Source organism: Stappia sp. G46H5W, from assembly GCF_058448995.1.
The window spans coordinates 500,943-517,350 of sequence record NZ_JBZFLL010000004.1; the positions used below are offsets into that span (position 1 = coordinate 500,943).

Sequence of the window (16,408 nt, forward strand, 5' to 3'; positions counted from 1 at the left end):
CCCGAGGCTCGAACGTCAGTTGGCGGTGGGCTGCAGGCGGGCCGGGATCTCGATGCCCTGCTCGCGGTACCAGCGGGCGGCGCCCGGATGCAGCGGGATCGTGGCGTATTGCAGGGTCAGCTGGGCCAGATCCGCGCCCTTGACCGAAGCCAGCGCCGCGCCCTGGGCCTCCTTGTCCTCCATCACCGCCTTGACGATCTTGTAGGCCGCCTCTTCCGACAGGGCGGGACCGGCGGCCGCGCCGACGCCGAAGCTCCAGGTCGAGTAGGCCGGAATGCCGTCGGCAGCGCCGGCGGGCACGTCGACGATGGAAACGTCCGGCATCTTCTCGGCGAGCACCGCCTTCTGCTCGTCGGTGAGGCCGAGCACCTTGATCGGGGTGAAGGTGGCGATGTCGAGGGTCGAGCCGTCGAGCTTGGTGCCGGCGCCCGACTTCACGTAGCCGGCGACGCGGTTGTCCTTGATCATGTCGACGACGTCGGTGGTCGAGCCGCGCACATAGTCGGCCGACAGGCCGAGAGCCTCGAACACCGCCTCGGTGGTGCTCTCGGTCGCCGAGCCCTTGATGCCCGGGTTGAAGCGCACGTCCTTCAGCTCGGCGAGGCTGCCGACCTCGGCGTCCTGGCGCACGATGACGTTCTGCGGCGCGCCGGTATAGACCCACAGCAGGCCGAGCTTCATCGGCCGGCCGTCGAACTCGTTGGTGCCGGCATGGGCGTGCTGGGCGACATTGGTGGTGACGAGGCCGAGGTCGACCTGGCCGCGCTCGATGCGGCGCAGGTTGTCGAGCGTCGCTCCGGTCTCCACGACGGAAGCCTCCAGGCCCCCCGCCTTCTCGTTCACCAGCTTGGCGACGGAAACGAAATAGCCGTAATGGCTGGACGAGGCCGAGGTGGAGCCGACCAGCAGCTTCTCCTGGGCGCTGGCGGGCTGGGCGAGCGCAAGCGCAAGCGCGCCCGCCATGGCGAGATGTGAAAGTCGCATCGTGATTTCCTCCCATGTGCCCTTGGCGGGCAGCGATCTCGGGTCGGCCGTTTCGGCAGGACGCCGCTCCTCCGGCGCCCACACTGCCGCGGACCTGTACCCGCCTGCAAGAGTGTCCCAGGTTCTTTGTTGTCAGAAGTGCTTATTTTGCGATAATTGATGCATGGATCGCAACAAATTCGATCTGGAGGATCTGCGGGTCTTTTCCAGCCTCGCCACCGGCGGGCGGTTTCGCGCCGTCGCCGACGAGATCGGCATGTCCGCCTCGGCGCTCAGCCGGCAGATCGCCCGGCTGGAGGAGCGGCTCGGCACCCGCCTGTTCAACCGCGACACCCGCAATGTCTCCCTGACCCCGCAGGGGCACACCTTGTTGCGCCTGGCGCAGCAGGTGCTCAACACCGCCGCCAATGCGGGAGCGGAGTTCGACGCCTATCTCGCCGCGCGGCGCGGCCGGCTGACGATTGCCGGCCTGCCCTCGGTGACCGCCGGTCTGCTGCCCTCGCTGGTCGCGCGGTTTCTCGCCCGCCATCCCGATATCGACGTGCAGATCAACGACGCCCTCTCCGACAGCGTCATCCGCTCGGTCGAGCAGGGCGAGTCCGATCTCGGTTTCACGGCCGGAGCGGTGGAAAGCTCGGACCGGATCTCGTTCCGCACCCTCTTGTCGGACCCGTTCGTGGCAGTGGGGGCCGCCGGCGGCATTCTGGAGGATCGCGACAGCTGCACCTGGCGGGAGCTGGTCGAGATGCCGCTGGTTGCCATGGCGAAGGGCACCAGCGTGCGGCTTTTGATCGATGCGGCCTGCTCGCAGCAGAACCTGCCGTTCCGCCCGCGTTTCGAGGTGGCGCATCTGGCCACCGCCGGGGCCTTCGTGTCGCAGGGGCTGGGCGTGACCGCCCTGCCGGTGCTGACGCTGCCGGTGCTGAGCTCGGGAAATCTGATCTACCGCCGGCTGGTGGAGCCGGAGGTGCTGCGCCATGTCGGCATCATCTGGCGGGCCGGCCATGTGCTCTCGCCGGCCGCCACTGCCTTTCTGGATCTGGTGCGAAATTCCGACCTCTCCAGCGAGGTTCCGGACCCGTTCGGCACCGGCTGAGCCTCAGCGTGCCGGCCGGGCATCTCGGGCGCGGCCGCACACGAGAACCGCCTCGCGGGCAACGTTCAGCACGCCGCCGGCCTCGTCCAGCCGCGCGGCGACGAGCCGGCGCAGTGCCGTGATCTCCGCTTCGCCGGCCCGGTTTCCGGGCGGGTAGGACGTCAGATACTGGACGATGTCGTCGGCGTCGGCGATGACATAGACGTCCTGGAAGCGGTGGAGGGCGACATCATCGAACCGCTCGCCGAACAACTCGAGCGCCCGGCCGGGGCCGAAGATGCGGGCGGCGGGGTCGCGCGGGGCATCGCCGAAGGCGCGGCTGCCGAGATCGAACAGCGCGCCGAGATTGTCCTCGCCATTGGTGGTGACGGCGGCAAGGCCCCCCGGGCGTAACACGCGGGCCATCTCGTCGAGCGCCCGTCCGGCATCCTCCACGTGATAGAGCATGTGCATTGCGATGGCCGCGTCGAAGCTGGCGTCGGCGAAGGGCAGGTCGGCCGCGTCGCAGGTCTTGCCTGCGAGCGACGGGATGCGGTCGTCTCGCTCCAGATTGGCGATCGCTTCCGACACCATCCCGGCGGAATTGTCGGTGAGCGTAAGCCGCAGGCCGGAGGGGCAGGAGTTGCCGGCGGAGAGCCAGAACCAGCCGGCGCCGCATCCGATATCGAGCACGTCGCTGTCCGGCGTCAGCTCCAGCTGCGCGCCCACCCAGTCGAACCAGTTTCGGTTGGCGTAGCGCGCGTGCAACCCGCCGCGCGCCCTGAGATTGCCGCTCGTGCGGTACTGGTCGGCAACCGGGGTCTCCGGCATGGAGCGCTCCTGCATGGCTTGGGAGTGGCCGGCCCGATACGGACCGGCCCCTGGGTGGGCCTTGCGAGTTAAGCACCGCACCGCAAAGCGGGCAAGCTGGCGAGACTTGCAAGGGGCGGGCGTCAGCCGGCGGCCGGGTGCAGCTCGTAGAGCGTGAGCGGCTGGATCAGGCGAAAGCCCTTCTCGCTCGCCGTTGCATTGGCCTTGAACAGCGCGTCCAGCTCGCCGCGGCGCTCTTGCGCCACCGTCTTGCGCGCCGGGTCGACGGCCACGAGATAGTCGATGAACTCCTCCAGCGCGGCGAAGTCCGACAGGCGGTCGTAGGTGTCGTGCCGGGCGACGTGCCAGTTTCCGCTGGCGATGTCGGCATCGAGCGCGCGCAGGGCCGCGGCCCGGATCTCCGTCTCGTCCTCGACCGGGCGCATCACCTCGAAGAAGGTGCCGCGGGCGAGCGGCTCCACGACGATCAGTGCGCCGCCGTCCTTCAGTACGCGCCGGGTCTCGGCAAGTGCCTGGCGCATCACCGTTTCGGGCACGTGGTGCAGGGCGTTGAGGAAGATCGCGGCATCGAAGCTCCCGTCCGCGAAAGGCAGGGCCTCGGCGGTCGCTTGCTCGAAGCGTGCATTCGGCACCGCCTTGCGGGCAGCAACGACGGCCGCCTCGTCCGGGTCGATGCCGGTCATCGCAAAGCCCTTGGCGGCCAGCGAGCGCGACAGCGCGCCGTGGCCGCAGCCGATGTCCAGTACGTTGCGGGCCTTGCGGTCCTTCAGGATCTCCAGCAGCCGCTCGCCGGTCTGCGGGACGGGAAGCGCCTCAGGCGTCGACACGGGAGAACTCCGCGCGGACCCTGTCGGTATCGGCGCCGAGCGCCGGCACCGGGCCGAACTCCGGTGACTTGCCGTTGACCAGCGCGCCGGGGGCGAGCAGGCGCACCGGGCCGGTCGGCGTGTCGGTCTCCACATGGCGGTTTTGCGGGTGGCGGACCAGGTCGTCCATCGTGCTCACCCGGCCGAAGGCAATGCGGGCATCGCGCAGCCGGTCGGCCAGCGCATCGCGCGGATGGCCGGAGAACACCTCGTTGATGATGGCGTCCAGCTCGGCGCGGTGGGCGACACGGCGGGAATTGCTGGTGAAGCGGCTGTCGGTCGCAACCTCGGGACGCTCCAGCACGTCGCGGCAGAAGTTCGCCCACTCGCGCTCGTTCTGGATCGAGAACAGCACGTCCTTGCCGTCGCTTCCCGAATAGGCGCCATACGGGGCGATGGTCGGGTGGTTGAGGCCGTTGCGCTCCGGCTCCTTGCCGCCATAGGCGAACTGCAGGTAGGGCACGTTCATCCAGTCAGAGAGAGCATGGAACAGCGATACGGCGATATGCCGACCCTCGCCGGTGCGCTCGCGGGCGAAGAGCGCCTGCAGCACGGCCTGATGCGCAGTCATGCCGGCGGCGATGTCGCAGACCGAGACGCCGACGCGCGCCGGGCCTTCCGCATTGCCGGTGATTGCCGACAGCCCGCTTTCCGCCTGCACCAGCAGGTCGTAGGCCTTCAGGTCGCGGAACGGGCCCTCGTCGCCATAGCCGGAGATCGATACGGTGATCAGCCGCGGGTTCTCCTGGCGCAGCCGGTCGGGCGCGAAGCCGAGGCGGTCGATGGCGCCGGGCGCAAGGTTCTGGATGAAGACGTCGGCCTTGGCGATCATCGCGGCCAGGAGGGCGCGGTCGTCATCGTCGCGAAGGTCGAGGCAGACGGATTCCTTGCCGCGGTTGAGCCAGACGAAATAGGCGCTCTCGCCATGCACCAGATGATCGTAGGCGCGGGCGAAATCGCCCTCGGGCCGCTCCACCTTGATGACGCGCGCGCCGGCTTCCGCCAGCCGCCCGGACAGATAGGGCGCGGCCACCGCCTGTTCGACGGACACCACGAAGAGACCGGAAAGATCACCCTGCATTTTCAAAGCTTCTCCCTGTAAGTGGCGCCAGTATGCCCGAAGCGCGGCATCGGGAGTAATAGAGGGGAGCGCCCGCAGCTATTGCCGCAATCTATGCCCCGGCACTCATTCTGGCCCTGCCGCCCGCCTCCGCCATAGCCGCAATCAATGAGGGCGGGCGCAATTCGCTATTGGCACGCGGGCGCCGCTCGGGTTCTTTTGGGCGCCTGCACTTCTGACCAACCCATCTGGCGGACCCCATCATGACACATCCCAACGAGACGACCGAGAAGGTCGACCGCATCACCCTGCCGCTCTTCGTGCCCGGCGACCGGCCGGAGCGTTTCGCCAAGGCGGTCGCCGCCGGTGCCGATGCGGTTTTCGTCGATCTGGAGGACGCGGTGGCGCCGGACGCCAAGGAGGCCGCGCGCGCCGGTCTCGCCGAGGCGCTGGCCCCGCTGGTCGGCGCGGCGAGCATCCTGGTGCGCGTCAATGCCAGCGGCACGCCCTGGCACGCGGCGGACCTTGCCGCCTGCGCCGGCATTGCCGGCCTTGCCGGCGTCGTCCTGCCCAAGGCGGAGACGGCGGCCGATTGCGCCGGCGTTGCGCAGGCGACCGGCCTGCCGGTGATCGCCTTGGTGGAAAGCGCCCGCGGCCTTGCCAATGCCGGGGAGGTCGCCGGTGCCAGCGCCCGGATGGCCTTCGGCTCCATCGATCTTGCCGCCGATCTCGGCATGGCGCATGAGCGCGAGGTGCTGCGCCCGGCCCGCTTCGCCCTGGCGATGGCCGCGCGCCTTGCCGGCCAGTCCGGCCCCATCGACGGGGTGACCACCGCGCTCAAGGACGAGGACCTGATCTCCTCCGACTGCCGCCATGCGGTGGAAATGGGATTTGCCGGCAAGCTGATCATCCATCCCGCGCAGATCGCTCCGGCGCGGCGGGGCTTTGCGCCGTCTCAGGCCGAGTGCGAGTGGGCGCAGCGGGTGCTTGCTGCCGTGGAAGGGGGCGCTGCGGCGGTCGCCGTCGATGGCGCGATGGTCGATGCGCCGGTGATCATCAAGGCCCGGCAGATCCTGGCGCGGGCCGGGTCCGCCGCCGGCTGATCCGGCCGGCTGTCCCTCGATTCTTGCACAAAAAAAGACGCCCGTGCCAATGGCACGGGCGTTTTCAGTGGTTGGGGCAGGGGACCCCGGCTGCTCAGTATGGCTGCTCGGTCAGGCTGACTGCCTAGATGGTGCGGCCGCCATCGACCTCGAGGATGACGCCGGTGATGAAGTCGGCTTCGTCCGAGGCGAGGTAGAGCGCGGCATTGGCGATGTCGCGCGGCTGCGACAGGCGGCCGAGCGGGATGGTCGCCAGGAACTTCGCGCGGTTCTCCGGCGTGTCCGGCATGCCCATGAACTGCTCCAGCAGGCCGGTGACGCCCATCACCGGGGCGATGCCGTTGACGCGGATCTTGTCGGGCGCCAGCTCCACGGCAAGGCTGCGGGTCATCAGGTTCACCGCGCCCTTCGACGAATTGTACCAGGTCAGGCCCGGGCGCGGACGGATGCCGGCGGTCGAGCCGACATTGATCATCACGCCGGCGCCCTGCTCGCGCCACACCGGCACGCAGGTCTTGGTCATGTGGAAGATCGACAGCACGTTGATGTCGTAGATCTTGCGGAAGGTCGCCTCGTCCGTCTCCATCAGGGGACGGTTCGGGTTGGTCCAGCCGGCATTGTTGACGACGATGTCGAGCGAGCCGAAGGCATCGCAGGTCTTCGCCACGGCCGCCGCCACGTCCTCGGCCTTGGAGACGTCGCACTTGATGGCGATGGCTGCATCGCCGAGCTCGGCGGCCACGGCCTTGGCGCCGTCCTCGTTCAGGTCGACGATCGCCACCTTGGCGCCTTCGCGCACATAGGTCTCGGCGATGCCCTTGCCGAAGCCGGAGGCAGCGCCCGTGACGAGAGTGGTCTTTCCTTGAAGTCGCATGTCTTTGCTGTCCTCAGCCGTGATTGTGGACGACGGTCTTGATGTGGGAGAACTCGTGCAGCGCCGCGAAGCCCTTCTCGCGGCCGTGGCCGGACTTGCGAATGCCGCCGAAGGGCAGCTCGATGCCGCCGCCCGCGCCGTAGCCGTTGATGAAGACCTGGCCGCAATGCATCGCCTTGGCGACGCGCTGCTGGCGGCCGCCGTCGCGGGTCCAGATGCCGGCGACGAGGCCGTACTCTGTGCCGTTGGCGATGCGGATCGCCTCCGCCTCGTCCTCGAAGGGAATGGCGCACAGCACGGGGCCGAACACTTCCTCCTGGGCGATTCTGGAGTTCGGGTCGCAGGGGCCGAACAGGGCCGCGGCGACGTAGTAGCCGCCTTCCGGCGAGCCCTTGGCCACCGTGCCGCGGGCGACCAGCGGCGCATCGGCCTCGGCGATATAGGTCTCCACCCGCTTCTTCTGGCGTGCGGAGATCAGCGGTCCGAGCACGGCATCCTCGCCGGAATCGGAGGCCGCGACCGCCTCGAAGCGGGTCTTCAGCTCGGCCATCACCTTGTCGTAGATGCCGCGCTGCAGCAGCACGCGCGAGCCGGCCGAGCAGGTCTGGCCGCCGTTCTGGATGATGGCGTTGACCAGCACCGGATAGACCGCGTCGAGATCGGCATCGTCGAAGATGATCTGCGGCGACTTGCCGCCGAGCTCCAGCGTGCAGCCGATGAAGTTGCGCGCCGCTGCCGTCTGGATCAGCACGCCGACTTCCGGCGAGCCGGTGAAGGACAGGAAGTCGACCTTGCGATGCTCGGACAGGGCCTTGCCGGCGACTTCGCCGCGGCCGGTGACGATGTTGATGGCGCCGGCCGGGAAGCCGACCTCCATCGCCAGCTCGCCGATGCGCAGCGCCGTCAGGCAGGCATCCTCGGCCGGCTTCAGCACGGTGGCATTGCCCATGGCCAGCGCCGGGGCGATCGAGCGGCCGAACATCTGCGCCGGGTAGTTCCACGGGATGATGTGGCCGGTGACGCCGTGCGGCTCGCGGAAGACCTGCACGTTGTAGCCGTTGAGGAAGGGAATGACCTCGCCATGCACCTTGTCGGCCGCGCCGCCGTAATATTCGAAGTAGCGGGCGGTGGCGATCATGTCGGCGCGCGACTGCTTGATCGGCTTGCCGTTGTCCATGGTCTCGAGCCGGGCAAGCGCCTCGGCTTCTTCCAGGATGCGGTTGCCGAGGCGGACCATCAGCCGGCCGCGCTCGGCCGCCGTCAGCTTCGACCAGGGGCCGCCGTCGAAGGCGGCTCGGGCGGCCATGACCGCGGCATCGACATCCTCGGGGCCGCTGTCGGCGATCTTCGTGAACACCTCGCCGTCGATCGGCGAGCGCACGTCCATCTCCTTGCCGGAAGCCGCCGGCACCCATTTCCCGTCGATCAGGTTGAGGGCGCGGGGCAGGGGGACGTTTGTGGCAGTCATCAGTGGGTCCTTTCGTGCTCGAGCGAGCTTTCGGAGACTTCTCCGCGCTCGATCAGGAGCGTGCGGCCGGCAAAGCCGCGCAGCAGGGAGGGGTTGGATTCGGTGATGATCAGGGTCACCGTCCGGTCGGCGTCGCGCAGCGCCTTCAGCGCCTCGGCGTAGCGCAGCGCAAGTGCCGGGGCGAGGCCCTGGAACGGCTCGTCCAGCATGACGAGGCGCGTGCCCAGCATCAGGGCGCGGCCAAGCGCGACCATCTTGCCCTGACCGCCGGAGACGTTGCCGGCCGGGCGGCCGGCCATGGTCTTCAGCTCCGGCAGGATGTCGTAGACCCGGTCGAGCCGACGCTTGGTCTCGGTCGCATCCAGCTTGGCGACCTGCGCCGGCAGCAGGATGTTCTCCTCCACCGTGAAGGCGGAGAACAGGCGCCGGTCCTCCGGCGCGTAGCCGATGCCCAGGCCCGGACGCTTCGCCGGCAACAGGCCGGTGATGTCCTCACCCTCGAAGCGGATCGATCCGGTCACCGTGGTGAAGCCCATGATCGAGCGCAGGAAGGTGGTCTTTCCGGCGCCGTTGCGGCCGATCAGGGCCACGGTCTCGGCGGCGCCGACGGTGACGTCGAGATTGCGCAGGATCGGGATGATGCCGATCGAGGCGCCGACATTGTTCAGCTCCAGCATCACACGGCCTCCCCGATAACGTCGCGGATCACGTCGGGATGGCGCAGGATTTCCTCCGGCGATCCCTGCATCTGCAGCCGGCCGGCGGCCCACACGGCCACCTCGTCGGCGTAGCGCGAGACGATGCCCATGTCGTGCTCGACGAAGACGCTCGTCACCTTCGCCTCGGACAGGGCCTTGACCAGGATTTCCATGATCTTGAACTTCTCCGACGAGGCGACGCCAGAGGTCGGCTCGTCCATCAGCAGCAGTTTCGGCCGCAGGGCCAGCGCCACGGCGATGTCGACCAGCTTGCGCTGGCCTTCCGAGAGCTCCACCACCAGCCGGTCGGCGACATCGGCGCAGCCGACCATGTCGAGCAGGTGCAGCATCTCGGCCCGCTCGCGGATGCGGTGCAGGTCCTGCAGCGGATGGCGCAGCTGCTCGCGGGCGGCGGCCGAGATCAGCAGGTTCTCCAGCGCGGTGTGCTCGGTGAACAGCTGCGGGATCTGGAAGGCACGGGCAACGCCGAGCCGCACGATGCGGCGCGGCGGCAGCGGCGTGACGTCCTGGCCCTCGAAATAGACCTTGCCCTTGGTCGGCTTGATCCAGCCGGTGCAGATGTTCAGGAACGTCGTCTTGCCGGCGCCGTTCGGGCCGATGATCGCAAGGTTCTTGCCCCGCTCGATGGCGAGCGACACGTCGTCGGCAGCGACCACGCCGCCGAAGCTGATCTGCAGGTTGCGGGCTTCGAGAAGGATCTCGCTCATTCCGACCTCCCTTTGCCGGTCAGGCGGGCAAGCGCCGCGTCGTAGATGCCGATCACGCCCTTGGGTGCGAACAGGATGATGACGAGCAGGAAGCCGCCGAGCACCATCTGCCATACGTCGCCGGCAAAGGCCGAGGCGTAGGTGCGGATGGTCTCGTAGATGACCGCGCCGACGAAGGCGCCGGCGACCGAGCCCGCGCCGCCGAGCACGGCGATGAAGACCATCTCGCCCGAACGGATCCACCAGGCGAATTCCGGCGTCACGACACCCTGGACGATGCCCATGATGACGCCGCCGGTGCCGCACAGGGCCGCCGACAGGATGTAGCCGGACAGCAGCGCGCGCTGCGGCGAGACGCCGAGATATTGCAGGCGGGTCTCGTTGGTCTTGATGGTCTGGAAGATCTGGCCGGCGGGCGAGGCGAACCAGCGCATGGTGAACCAGCCGAGCAGGAGCACCAGGGCCACCGACAGGTAGAACATGATCAGTTCGAACGGACCGCGCTCCAGCGCCATGCCGAACACGGTCGGGCGCGGCAGGCGGATGCCGTCGGCGCCGCCCGTGTAGTGGTAGAACTTCTCCAGGATCGACCAGAAGATCATCGAGAAGGCAAGGTTCAGCATGCCGAAGAAGATGCCGCGGTAGCGCACCACGAACAGGCCGACGATGACGCCGGACAGCACCGCGCCGGCGACCGCGACGACGAGCACCAGGATGAGATCCGCGCCGGGCATGGAGGCCGACAGGAAGGCGGCGGCATAGGCGGCGATGGCGAAGTAGAGCGCGTGGCCGAAGGACACCTGGCCGGCGCGCAGCAGCACCGTCACGCCGACGACGGCGATGCCCTTGGCGAGCGCCAGGTTCATCAGGAGCTGGAGCTGCGGCGCGGCGAAGGGGATCGCGGCGATGGCGAGCAGGAGCAGGGCCGGAATGGCCAGACGAAAGGTCATCCGTTCCTCCTCAGATCTTGCGCGCGGTCGGGCTGCCGAACAGCCCTTCCGGGCGCACCAGCAGGACGATCAGCATGATGAGATAGGGGACGAGCACCGCCGTCTCCGGCCAGACATAGACCGCGAAGGAGCGGCCGAGGCCGATCAGCAGCGCGGTGAAGGCCGCACCTTCGATCTGGCCGAGGCCGGCGGTCGCCACCACGGCGAAGGACAGCACGATCATGTCCGCGCCCATGCCCGGCAGGATCGAGGTGGTCGGGGAGGCCAGCGCGCCGCCGAGCCCGGCAAGGGCCGCGCCGACGATGAAGGTCACCAGGAACACCTTGTCGGCATCGATGCCGATGGACTGGGCCGCCTCGCGGTCCTCGGTGGTCGCCAGGATCAGCTTGCCGAGGATGGTGTGGCGCAGGAAGAAGCGCAGGCCCACCAGCAGCGTCAGCGCCAGCAGCGGCAGCAGGATCAGCTGGTAGACGGTGTAGTTGACGCCGAACACCTTCACCATGCCGAGCGCCTGCAGCGCCGAGGCCTGGAAATAGGGTTGGGTGCCCCAGACCAGCCGTTGCACGTCCTCCAGGATCATGAAGACGGCGAAGGTGACCAGCAGCTGGAGCACTTCCGGCTTGTTGTAGATCCGTCGCAGCAGCAGCCATTCGATCGGGCCGCCGAGCAGCACGCCGACCAGGACCGCCGAGACGATCATCAGCGGGAAGGCCAGCAGCGGCGCGAAACCGAGCGCCAGCACGTAGCCGGTGAGCGTGGCCGTCAGATACGCGCCGACCGCATAGAGCGAGCCGTGCGCGACGTTGAGGATGCGCATCACGCCGAAGATCAGCGTGAGCCCCACGGCGACACTGAAGACGAGGGCCGCATAGGCGATGCCGTCGAACAGGGCCAGAAGGAAGATGGTGAGGTTCATGGTCGTCCATTCGGTCGATGGGCGGAACAGTCCGCAGGCTTGCCGCGGCGGCGTCGTTGGCAACCGCCCCGGACGGGGTGCCGTCCGGGGCGGGCCGGGAGGAAGGCCGGGGAGGGCGGACCCGGGCACGCCTGCCCTGGTCCGCCCGTTCTGTCCCGGCGCTTCTTATTTCTCGTAGGTGTCGACCTTGACGCCCTCGACATATTCGGGCGTGAGCTTGCTGACCCACTCGACGGATTCCTGGCCGACCGGGGTGGTCAGCGCGGCGCCGTCGAAGATCATGATGTTTTCCAGCGTGGCGAAGGGATACTCGCCGCTCTGGACGCTCATGCCGAGGAGCTGGGCCTCGATGCCCTGGTTGTCCTCGCGGATCGTGATCTCACGGCCGAGACCCTGGAAGGTCAGGCCCTCGAAGGCCGCGATGACCTCGTCCTCTTCCGGCCATTCGCCGCCCTTGGCCGCGATCGCCTTCTCGTAGGCCGCCTTCAGCGCGGCGAGCGCCTGCGACATGTGGAAGACCGGGTAGATGGCATGGGCGCCGGTCTTTTCCTCGAAGGCTGCCATGAACTCCTTGAAGTCCGCGTCGTCGCGACGGTCCGGATGCAGGAAGTAGTGGTCGCCGCGCGCGCCGACGATATGGCCGGCCGGCAGGGTCGAGCCGAGACGCTCCAGGGAGCTTTCGGCCAGCGGGATGACGAAGGTCGAGGTGTTCATCAGGCCGCGCTGGGCCGCCTGCTGGATGAACGTGTCGAGGTCGCCGCCCCAGGAGGTCGACAGGATGACGTCGGGCTGCATCGCCTGCAGGCGGGAGATCTCGGTCGAGAAGTCGGCGGCGCCGAACTTCGGGAAGAACTCGCCGACCACCTCGACGTCCGGCTTCAGGGCCTTCAGCGCGGCGGAGAAGATCTGCCAGCTGTCGCGGCCCCAGGCGTAGTCCTGGTTGACGACGGCGATGGTCTTGAAGTCCGGCTTCACCTTCAGCAGGTAGAGCACGGTGGCGAGCATCTCCGGCGTGGCGTTCGCCTGGGTGCGGAAGACGTACTTGTAGTCGTTCTTCTCGAAGATCTGCTGGGTGCCGCAGTCCCACATCAGGTTCAGGACCTTGAGGTCCTCGGCCAGCGGGGCGAGCGTCTGGCAGTTGCCGGAGGAGATCGCGCCCATCATGGCATGCGCGCCGCCCTCGACCTGGCGACGGAACTCGGTGGTCAGCGCCTCGGCGCCGGCGCCCTCGTCGATGAAGGACAGGGCGACCGGCACGCCGCCGATGCCGCCTTCGGCGTTCAGCTTGCCGACGATGATCTCGGCCGCATCGCGCGCCGGTACGCCGAACACGGAGGCCGGCCCGGTGAGGAACGTGGTGACGCCGACCTTGAGCTCGGCCGGCTTTTCCGCCGCCAGAGCGGCGATCGGGGCAGCGAGGATCGCCGCCGTTGTGAGCAGGAATTTCCGCATGGTTTCACTCCCTTCGAGTAGCCGCGGGCGATTGCGTGCCGCCCGCGTGTCCGTTTGCCCGATCAGCGGATCGCGATCGGGTTGATGATCATCTGCACCGCGCCCTTCAGGCGGGCCTGGCCGAGAACGAAGAGGAACTCGTATGCCTCGTCCTTTGCCAGTTCGCGGGTATCCATGTTCTCCAGGATGTAGATGCCGTTCTGCGGCTGCAGGATCTGGTGGGCGCGGAATGCCTCGCCCTCGACCTCGGCCGGAACGACCTCCATGCCCCAGGTGTCGGCGCCCACCGCCATCACGCCCAGCTCGGCGAGATATTCGGCGCCGCTGACGCCGAGGCCCGGTTCCGCCGCGCCGAAGCGCTTGGGATCCGCGTTCGGCCCGTCGAGCAGGTTCATCCAGTTGGAGTTGAACAGCACGACGTCGCCCTCGCGCAGCTCGACGCCCTGCTGGGCGGCGGCGGCCTTGACGTCGTCGGCCGTGTAGGCCTTGCCTTCCTCGACCATCTCGACGCCGTAGAACTTGGCCATGTCGAGCAGCACGCCGCGGCCGACGAGGCCGGGCAGGTTGTGCAGGCCGAGTTCGGTCAGGCCCGCGGCCTTGGCGAAGTCGCCGGCCTTGTGGCCGTTGTAGTAGACGTGGTCGATGCCGGCATGGCCGAGACCGTCGATCTGCGGGCCGATGCCGAGCCAGCCCATGAAGATGTCGTCGTTGTAGGTGAAGGCGTTTTCGCCCAGCCCGCTATTGGTGATCTGGTTGGGCTGGAGCACCGTCACGGACAGGCTGCGCGGCGGAAAGGCCGGCGTGTCGCTGCCCACGATCATGCCGAGGCTGTAGACCTTGCCGGTGGTGACGAGTTCGGCCGCGAGCTTGACCCGCTCCGGCGTCATCAGGTTCGCCGACCCGATCTGGTCGTCCTTGCCCCAGCGCGATTCCGTCCATTCGTGATTATGATTGTCGGCCTGGGCAAGGCTGGTGGCGGCGACGAGCGCGAGCCCGGCGAGCGCCGCAGTGCAGTTGAAGACCCTCATGGCTTTCCTCCCAAAGCATGTGAGATGAAGAAGCCTAGGTATTGCCGACAGGGCGCACCAATAATTTGCTTGGTGCTCGGCTATTGCAAAAACCTATGACCGAAGACGAGAAGCCATTTAGGGTCTGTCTTCGGGCCTGTTTGCCGCTAGCATCCGCCCGACAGCGGGGTGCGATCCGCCGGCCGGGAGGGCCTTCAGGGTGCACCATCGCACGGAAACGGGCAATGCCGCGCTTCGGCCGCGGCGACAGGCCGACTAGCAAGAGGGTGGAGACATGAAGATCACGGCGGCGGTGCTGGAGCGGGGCGAGGTCAAGGGCAACTACGCTGCGGAGAAGCCGCTGACCGTGCGCGAGGTCGAGCTGGCGCCGCCCGGTCCCGGCGAGGTGCTGATCCGCATCGCGGCCGCGGGCGTCTGCCATTCCGATCTCTCGGTGATCAACGGCACCCGGCCGCGCCCGCTGCCGATGGTGCTCGGCCACGAGGCCTCCGGCTATGTCGAGGAGGTCGGCGCGGGCGTCGACGATCTCGCGCCCGGCGATCATGTCGTGTGCATCTTCGCGCCCGGCTGCGGCCGCTGCACCCCGTGTGCGGAAGGCCGGCCGGCCCTTTGCGAGAAGGCGGCCAAGCATCACGGCGTCGGCGAGCTGATGACCGGCCACCGCCGGCTGTCGATGGACGGGCGGCCCGTGCATCATCACGTCGGCATTTCCGCCTTCGCCAGCCATGCGGTCGTCGCGCGCCAGTCGCTGGTCAAGGTCGACCAGGACATCGCCCCGCACATCTCGACGCTGTTTTCCTGCGCCATGCTGACGGGCGCGGGCGCGGTGTTCAACACCGCCCATATCAAGCCGGGCGCCAAGGTGGCGGTGGTCGGCATCGGCGGTGTCGGCATGGCCGCGATCCTGGGCGCTGCGGCCGCCGGAGCCGGGCAGATCGTCGCCATCGACTCGTTCGAGAACAAGCTGGAGGTCGCCCGCCAGATGGGCGCGACCGACGCCGTGAAGGCGGGCGAGGGCGTCGTCGAGGCGGTGCGCGATCTCACCAATGGCGGCGTCGACTACGCGTTCGAGCTGGCCGGCTCGGTGCGGGCGCTGGAGACCGCCTACGACATCACCCGGCGCGGCGGCACCACAGTCACCGCCGGCCTGCCGCATCCGGATTCGCGCATGGCGCTCAACGCGCTCAAGCTGGTTGCCGAGGAGCGCTCGCTGAAGGGCAGCTATATCGGCTCCTGCGTGCCGCAACGCGACCTGCCGCGCATGTTCGCGCTGCATCGCCGCGGGTTGCTGCCGGTGGAGAAGATGCTGAGCCACCGCTTGCCGCTGGCTGACATCAACCTTGCCATGGACCGGCTGGAGGACGGATCGGCGATCCGTCAGGTGGTGGAGATCGGCTGAAAACCGGCTAATCTGCCCTCCATGGACATTCGTCACCTTCGCTACTTCATCGCCATTTCCGAGGCGCCGTCGCTCTCCGCGGCGGCGCAGGTGCTGGGCGTCGCCCAGCCGTCCCTGTCGCAATACGTCCAGCGCATGGAGCAGGAGCTCGGCGTGCAGCTGGTCGAGCGCTCGCCGCGCGGCACGGTGCTGACCGAGGAAGGGCACCTCCTGGTGCGCCATGCGCGCGAGATCTGCGCCAGCATGGAGCACTGCATCTCGGAGATGCGCGACCTTGGCGGCGGCATTCGCGGCAAGGTCGGCTTCGGCATGCCGCCGTCGGTGTCGATGGTGATGTCGGTGCCGCTGGCCGAGACCGTGCGGGTGGAGCTGCCGGATGTGCGGCTGCGCGCCATCGAGGCGATGAGCGGCTACATCAAGAGCTGGATCGAGGACGAGACGGTCGATATCGGCTTCATCTACGACCTGGAGAAGGTCGAGCATTTCCGCATCATCCACGTGCTGGACGAGCAGCTGTTCTTCTTCTCCGCGCCCGATACCTGGCCGCTCGACACCCCGCCCGGCGCGCCGGTGCCGATGCATGCGCTGGAAAAGCTGGAGATGATCCTGCCCGGCGTCTCGCACGGGCTGCGCAAGACCATCGAGCGGCACGCGGCCGCCTGCGACGTCAATCTCAACGTCGTCATCGAGATGGACGCGATGACCCAGATCAAGGAGCTGGTGGCGCGCGGCTCCGGCCACACGATCTTCGCCCCCGCCGCCGTGCACGATTTCGTCGCCCGCGGAGAGCTGCTCAAGGCGCCCATCGTCGAGCCGACGATCTCGCGCCCGGTCTATCTGGTCAGCAAGCCTTCCCGCTCGACGAGCCGGGCCTGCCGCGCCGTCGAGCAGATCACGCTGGAGGTCGCCCGCGACCTCGTGCGCCGCGGCATCTGGGAAGGCAACCTGATCGAGAGCTAGCCTCGCCGTGAAGTTC

General features: G+C 68.2%; 16 protein-coding genes. 4 read left to right on the top strand and 12 right to left on the bottom strand.

The window, feature by feature from the left end; genetic code table 11:
• Positions 1-15: 15 nt before the first annotated feature.
• A complete protein-coding gene (locus tag ACVJ6E_RS15165) occupies positions 16-984 on the bottom strand; it encodes a TAXI family TRAP transporter solute-binding subunit (RefSeq protein ID WP_120269357.1) in 969 nt (322 codons plus the stop codon).
• A gap of 163 nt (positions 985-1,147) precedes the next feature.
• On the opposite strand from ACVJ6E_RS15165, the gene ACVJ6E_RS15170 reads away from it, so the two are divergent.
• A complete protein-coding gene (locus ACVJ6E_RS15170; RefSeq protein ID WP_120269356.1) occupies positions 1,148-2,080 on the top strand; it encodes a LysR family transcriptional regulator in 933 nt (310 codons plus the stop codon).
• Between the two features lie 3 nt (positions 2,081-2,083).
• On the opposite strand, the gene ACVJ6E_RS15175 is transcribed toward ACVJ6E_RS15170, so the two are convergent.
• From ACVJ6E_RS15175 to ACVJ6E_RS15185, 3 genes are all read right to left on the bottom strand, one after another.
• On the bottom strand, positions 2,084-2,890 hold the full coding sequence (locus tag ACVJ6E_RS15175; protein WP_158592699.1) for a class I SAM-dependent methyltransferase: 807 nt from the start codon (positions 2,888-2,890) through the stop codon (positions 2,084-2,086).
• A 122-nt stretch (positions 2,891-3,012) separates the two neighbouring features.
• A complete protein-coding gene (locus ACVJ6E_RS15180) occupies positions 3,013-3,717 on the bottom strand; it encodes a class I SAM-dependent methyltransferase (RefSeq protein WP_120269354.1) in 705 nt (234 codons plus the stop codon).
• Positions 3,704-4,837 (bottom strand): CaiB/BaiF CoA transferase family protein, encoded by a 1,134-nt coding sequence (locus ACVJ6E_RS15185; RefSeq protein WP_120269353.1) that lies wholly within the window; start codon positions 4,835-4,837, stop codon positions 3,704-3,706. The genes ACVJ6E_RS15180 and ACVJ6E_RS15185 overlap by 14 nt, the downstream gene beginning before the upstream one ends.
• A 242-nt stretch (positions 4,838-5,079) precedes the next feature.
• Between ACVJ6E_RS15185 and ACVJ6E_RS15190 the strand changes: the two genes are divergently transcribed.
• Complete coding sequence (locus tag ACVJ6E_RS15190; protein ID WP_120269352.1) at positions 5,080-5,919, top strand: HpcH/HpaI aldolase/citrate lyase family protein; 840 nt, start codon at positions 5,080-5,082, stop codon at positions 5,917-5,919.
• 124 nt (positions 5,920-6,043) lie between these two features.
• On the opposite strand, the gene ACVJ6E_RS15195 is transcribed toward ACVJ6E_RS15190, so the two are convergent.
• The 8 genes from ACVJ6E_RS15195 to ACVJ6E_RS15230 all read right to left on the bottom strand — a co-directional run bounded on the left by ACVJ6E_RS15195 (position 6,044) and on the right by ACVJ6E_RS15230 (position 14,033).
• Positions 6,044-6,793, bottom strand: a complete 750-nt coding sequence (locus ACVJ6E_RS15195; protein WP_097174792.1) for an SDR family oxidoreductase — start codon at positions 6,791-6,793, stop codon at positions 6,044-6,046.
• 13 nt (positions 6,794-6,806) lie between these two features.
• Positions 6,807-8,261, bottom strand: coding sequence for an aldehyde dehydrogenase family protein (locus ACVJ6E_RS15200; protein ID WP_120269351.1), 1,455 nt, complete (start codon positions 8,259-8,261; stop codon positions 6,807-6,809).
• Positions 8,261-8,938: an ABC transporter ATP-binding protein gene (locus tag ACVJ6E_RS15205; RefSeq protein WP_097174790.1), complete on the bottom strand. Its 678-nt coding sequence runs from the start codon at positions 8,936-8,938 to the stop codon at positions 8,261-8,263. The genes ACVJ6E_RS15200 and ACVJ6E_RS15205 overlap by 1 nt, the downstream gene beginning before the upstream one ends.
• Entirely contained in the window at positions 8,938-9,687 is a 750-nt protein-coding gene (locus ACVJ6E_RS15210; protein ID WP_067219696.1) for an ABC transporter ATP-binding protein, read from the bottom strand. Before ACVJ6E_RS15210 ends, ACVJ6E_RS15205 begins: the two co-directional genes overlap by 1 nt.
• Positions 9,684-10,637, bottom strand: a complete 954-nt coding sequence (locus ACVJ6E_RS15215; protein WP_120269350.1) for a branched-chain amino acid ABC transporter permease — start codon at positions 10,635-10,637, stop codon at positions 9,684-9,686. The genes ACVJ6E_RS15210 and ACVJ6E_RS15215 overlap by 4 nt, the downstream gene beginning before the upstream one ends.
• 10 nt (positions 10,638-10,647) lie before the next feature.
• The gene (locus ACVJ6E_RS15220) at positions 10,648-11,553 is read right to left on the bottom strand and encodes a branched-chain amino acid ABC transporter permease (RefSeq protein WP_067219993.1); all 906 of its coding nucleotides are present in this window, start codon (positions 11,551-11,553) and stop codon (positions 10,648-10,650) included.
• A 165-nt stretch (positions 11,554-11,718) separates the two neighbouring features.
• Positions 11,719-13,005: an ABC transporter substrate-binding protein gene (locus tag ACVJ6E_RS15225; RefSeq protein ID WP_120269349.1), complete on the bottom strand. Its 1,287-nt coding sequence runs from the start codon at positions 13,003-13,005 to the stop codon at positions 11,719-11,721.
• Positions 13,006-13,067: 62 nt separating this feature from the next.
• Complete coding sequence (locus ACVJ6E_RS15230) at positions 13,068-14,033, bottom strand: cyclase family protein (RefSeq protein WP_120269348.1); 966 nt, start codon at positions 14,031-14,033, stop codon at positions 13,068-13,070.
• Between the two features lie 274 nt (positions 14,034-14,307).
• On the opposite strand from ACVJ6E_RS15230, the gene ACVJ6E_RS15235 reads away from it, so the two are divergent.
• Both ACVJ6E_RS15235 and ACVJ6E_RS15240 read left to right on the top strand, forming a co-directional pair.
• Positions 14,308-15,432, top strand: coding sequence for a zinc-binding dehydrogenase (locus ACVJ6E_RS15235; protein WP_120269347.1), 1,125 nt, complete (start codon positions 14,308-14,310; stop codon positions 15,430-15,432).
• 21 nt (positions 15,433-15,453) lie between these two features.
• On the top strand, positions 15,454-16,392 hold the full coding sequence (locus ACVJ6E_RS15240) for a LysR family transcriptional regulator (RefSeq protein WP_067335821.1): 939 nt from the start codon (positions 15,454-15,456) through the stop codon (positions 16,390-16,392).
• Positions 16,393-16,408 lie beyond the last annotated feature (16 nt).

Coding starts and splice junctions, on each gene's coding strand:
- ACVJ6E_RS15165 (WP_120269357.1), bottom strand. CDS start 984: ATGCGACTTTCACATCTCGCCATGGCGGGCGCGCTTGCGCTTGCGCTC.
- ACVJ6E_RS15195 (WP_097174792.1), bottom strand. CDS start 6,793: ATGCGACTTCAAGGAAAGACCACTCTCGTCACGGGCGCTGCCTCCGGC.
- ACVJ6E_RS15240 (WP_067335821.1), top strand. CDS start 15,454: ATGGACATTCGTCACCTTCGCTACTTCATCGCCATTTCCGAGGCGCCG.
- ACVJ6E_RS15170 (WP_120269356.1), top strand. CDS start 1,148: ATGGATCGCAACAAATTCGATCTGGAGGATCTGCGGGTCTTTTCCAGC.
- ACVJ6E_RS15230 (WP_120269348.1), bottom strand. CDS start 14,033: ATGAGGGTCTTCAACTGCACTGCGGCGCTCGCCGGGCTCGCGCTCGTC.
- ACVJ6E_RS15235 (WP_120269347.1), top strand. CDS start 14,308: ATGAAGATCACGGCGGCGGTGCTGGAGCGGGGCGAGGTCAAGGGCAAC.
- ACVJ6E_RS15200 (WP_120269351.1), bottom strand. CDS start 8,261: ATGACTGCCACAAACGTCCCCCTGCCCCGCGCCCTCAACCTGATCGAC.
- ACVJ6E_RS15220 (WP_067219993.1), bottom strand. CDS start 11,553: ATGAACCTCACCATCTTCCTTCTGGCCCTGTTCGACGGCATCGCCTAT.
- ACVJ6E_RS15215 (WP_120269350.1), bottom strand. CDS start 10,637: ATGACCTTTCGTCTGGCCATTCCGGCCCTGCTCCTGCTCGCCATCGCC.
- ACVJ6E_RS15225 (WP_120269349.1), bottom strand. CDS start 13,005: ATGCGGAAATTCCTGCTCACAACGGCGGCGATCCTCGCTGCCCCGATC.
- ACVJ6E_RS15205 (WP_097174790.1), bottom strand. CDS start 8,938: ATGCTGGAGCTGAACAATGTCGGCGCCTCGATCGGCATCATCCCGATC.
- ACVJ6E_RS15190 (WP_120269352.1), top strand. CDS start 5,080: ATGACACATCCCAACGAGACGACCGAGAAGGTCGACCGCATCACCCTG.
- ACVJ6E_RS15185 (WP_120269353.1), bottom strand. CDS start 4,837: ATGCAGGGTGATCTTTCCGGTCTCTTCGTGGTGTCCGTCGAACAGGCG.
- ACVJ6E_RS15210 (WP_067219696.1), bottom strand. CDS start 9,687: ATGAGCGAGATCCTTCTCGAAGCCCGCAACCTGCAGATCAGCTTCGGC.
- ACVJ6E_RS15175 (WP_158592699.1), bottom strand. CDS start 2,890: ATGCCGGAGACCCCGGTTGCCGACCAGTACCGCACGAGCGGCAATCTC.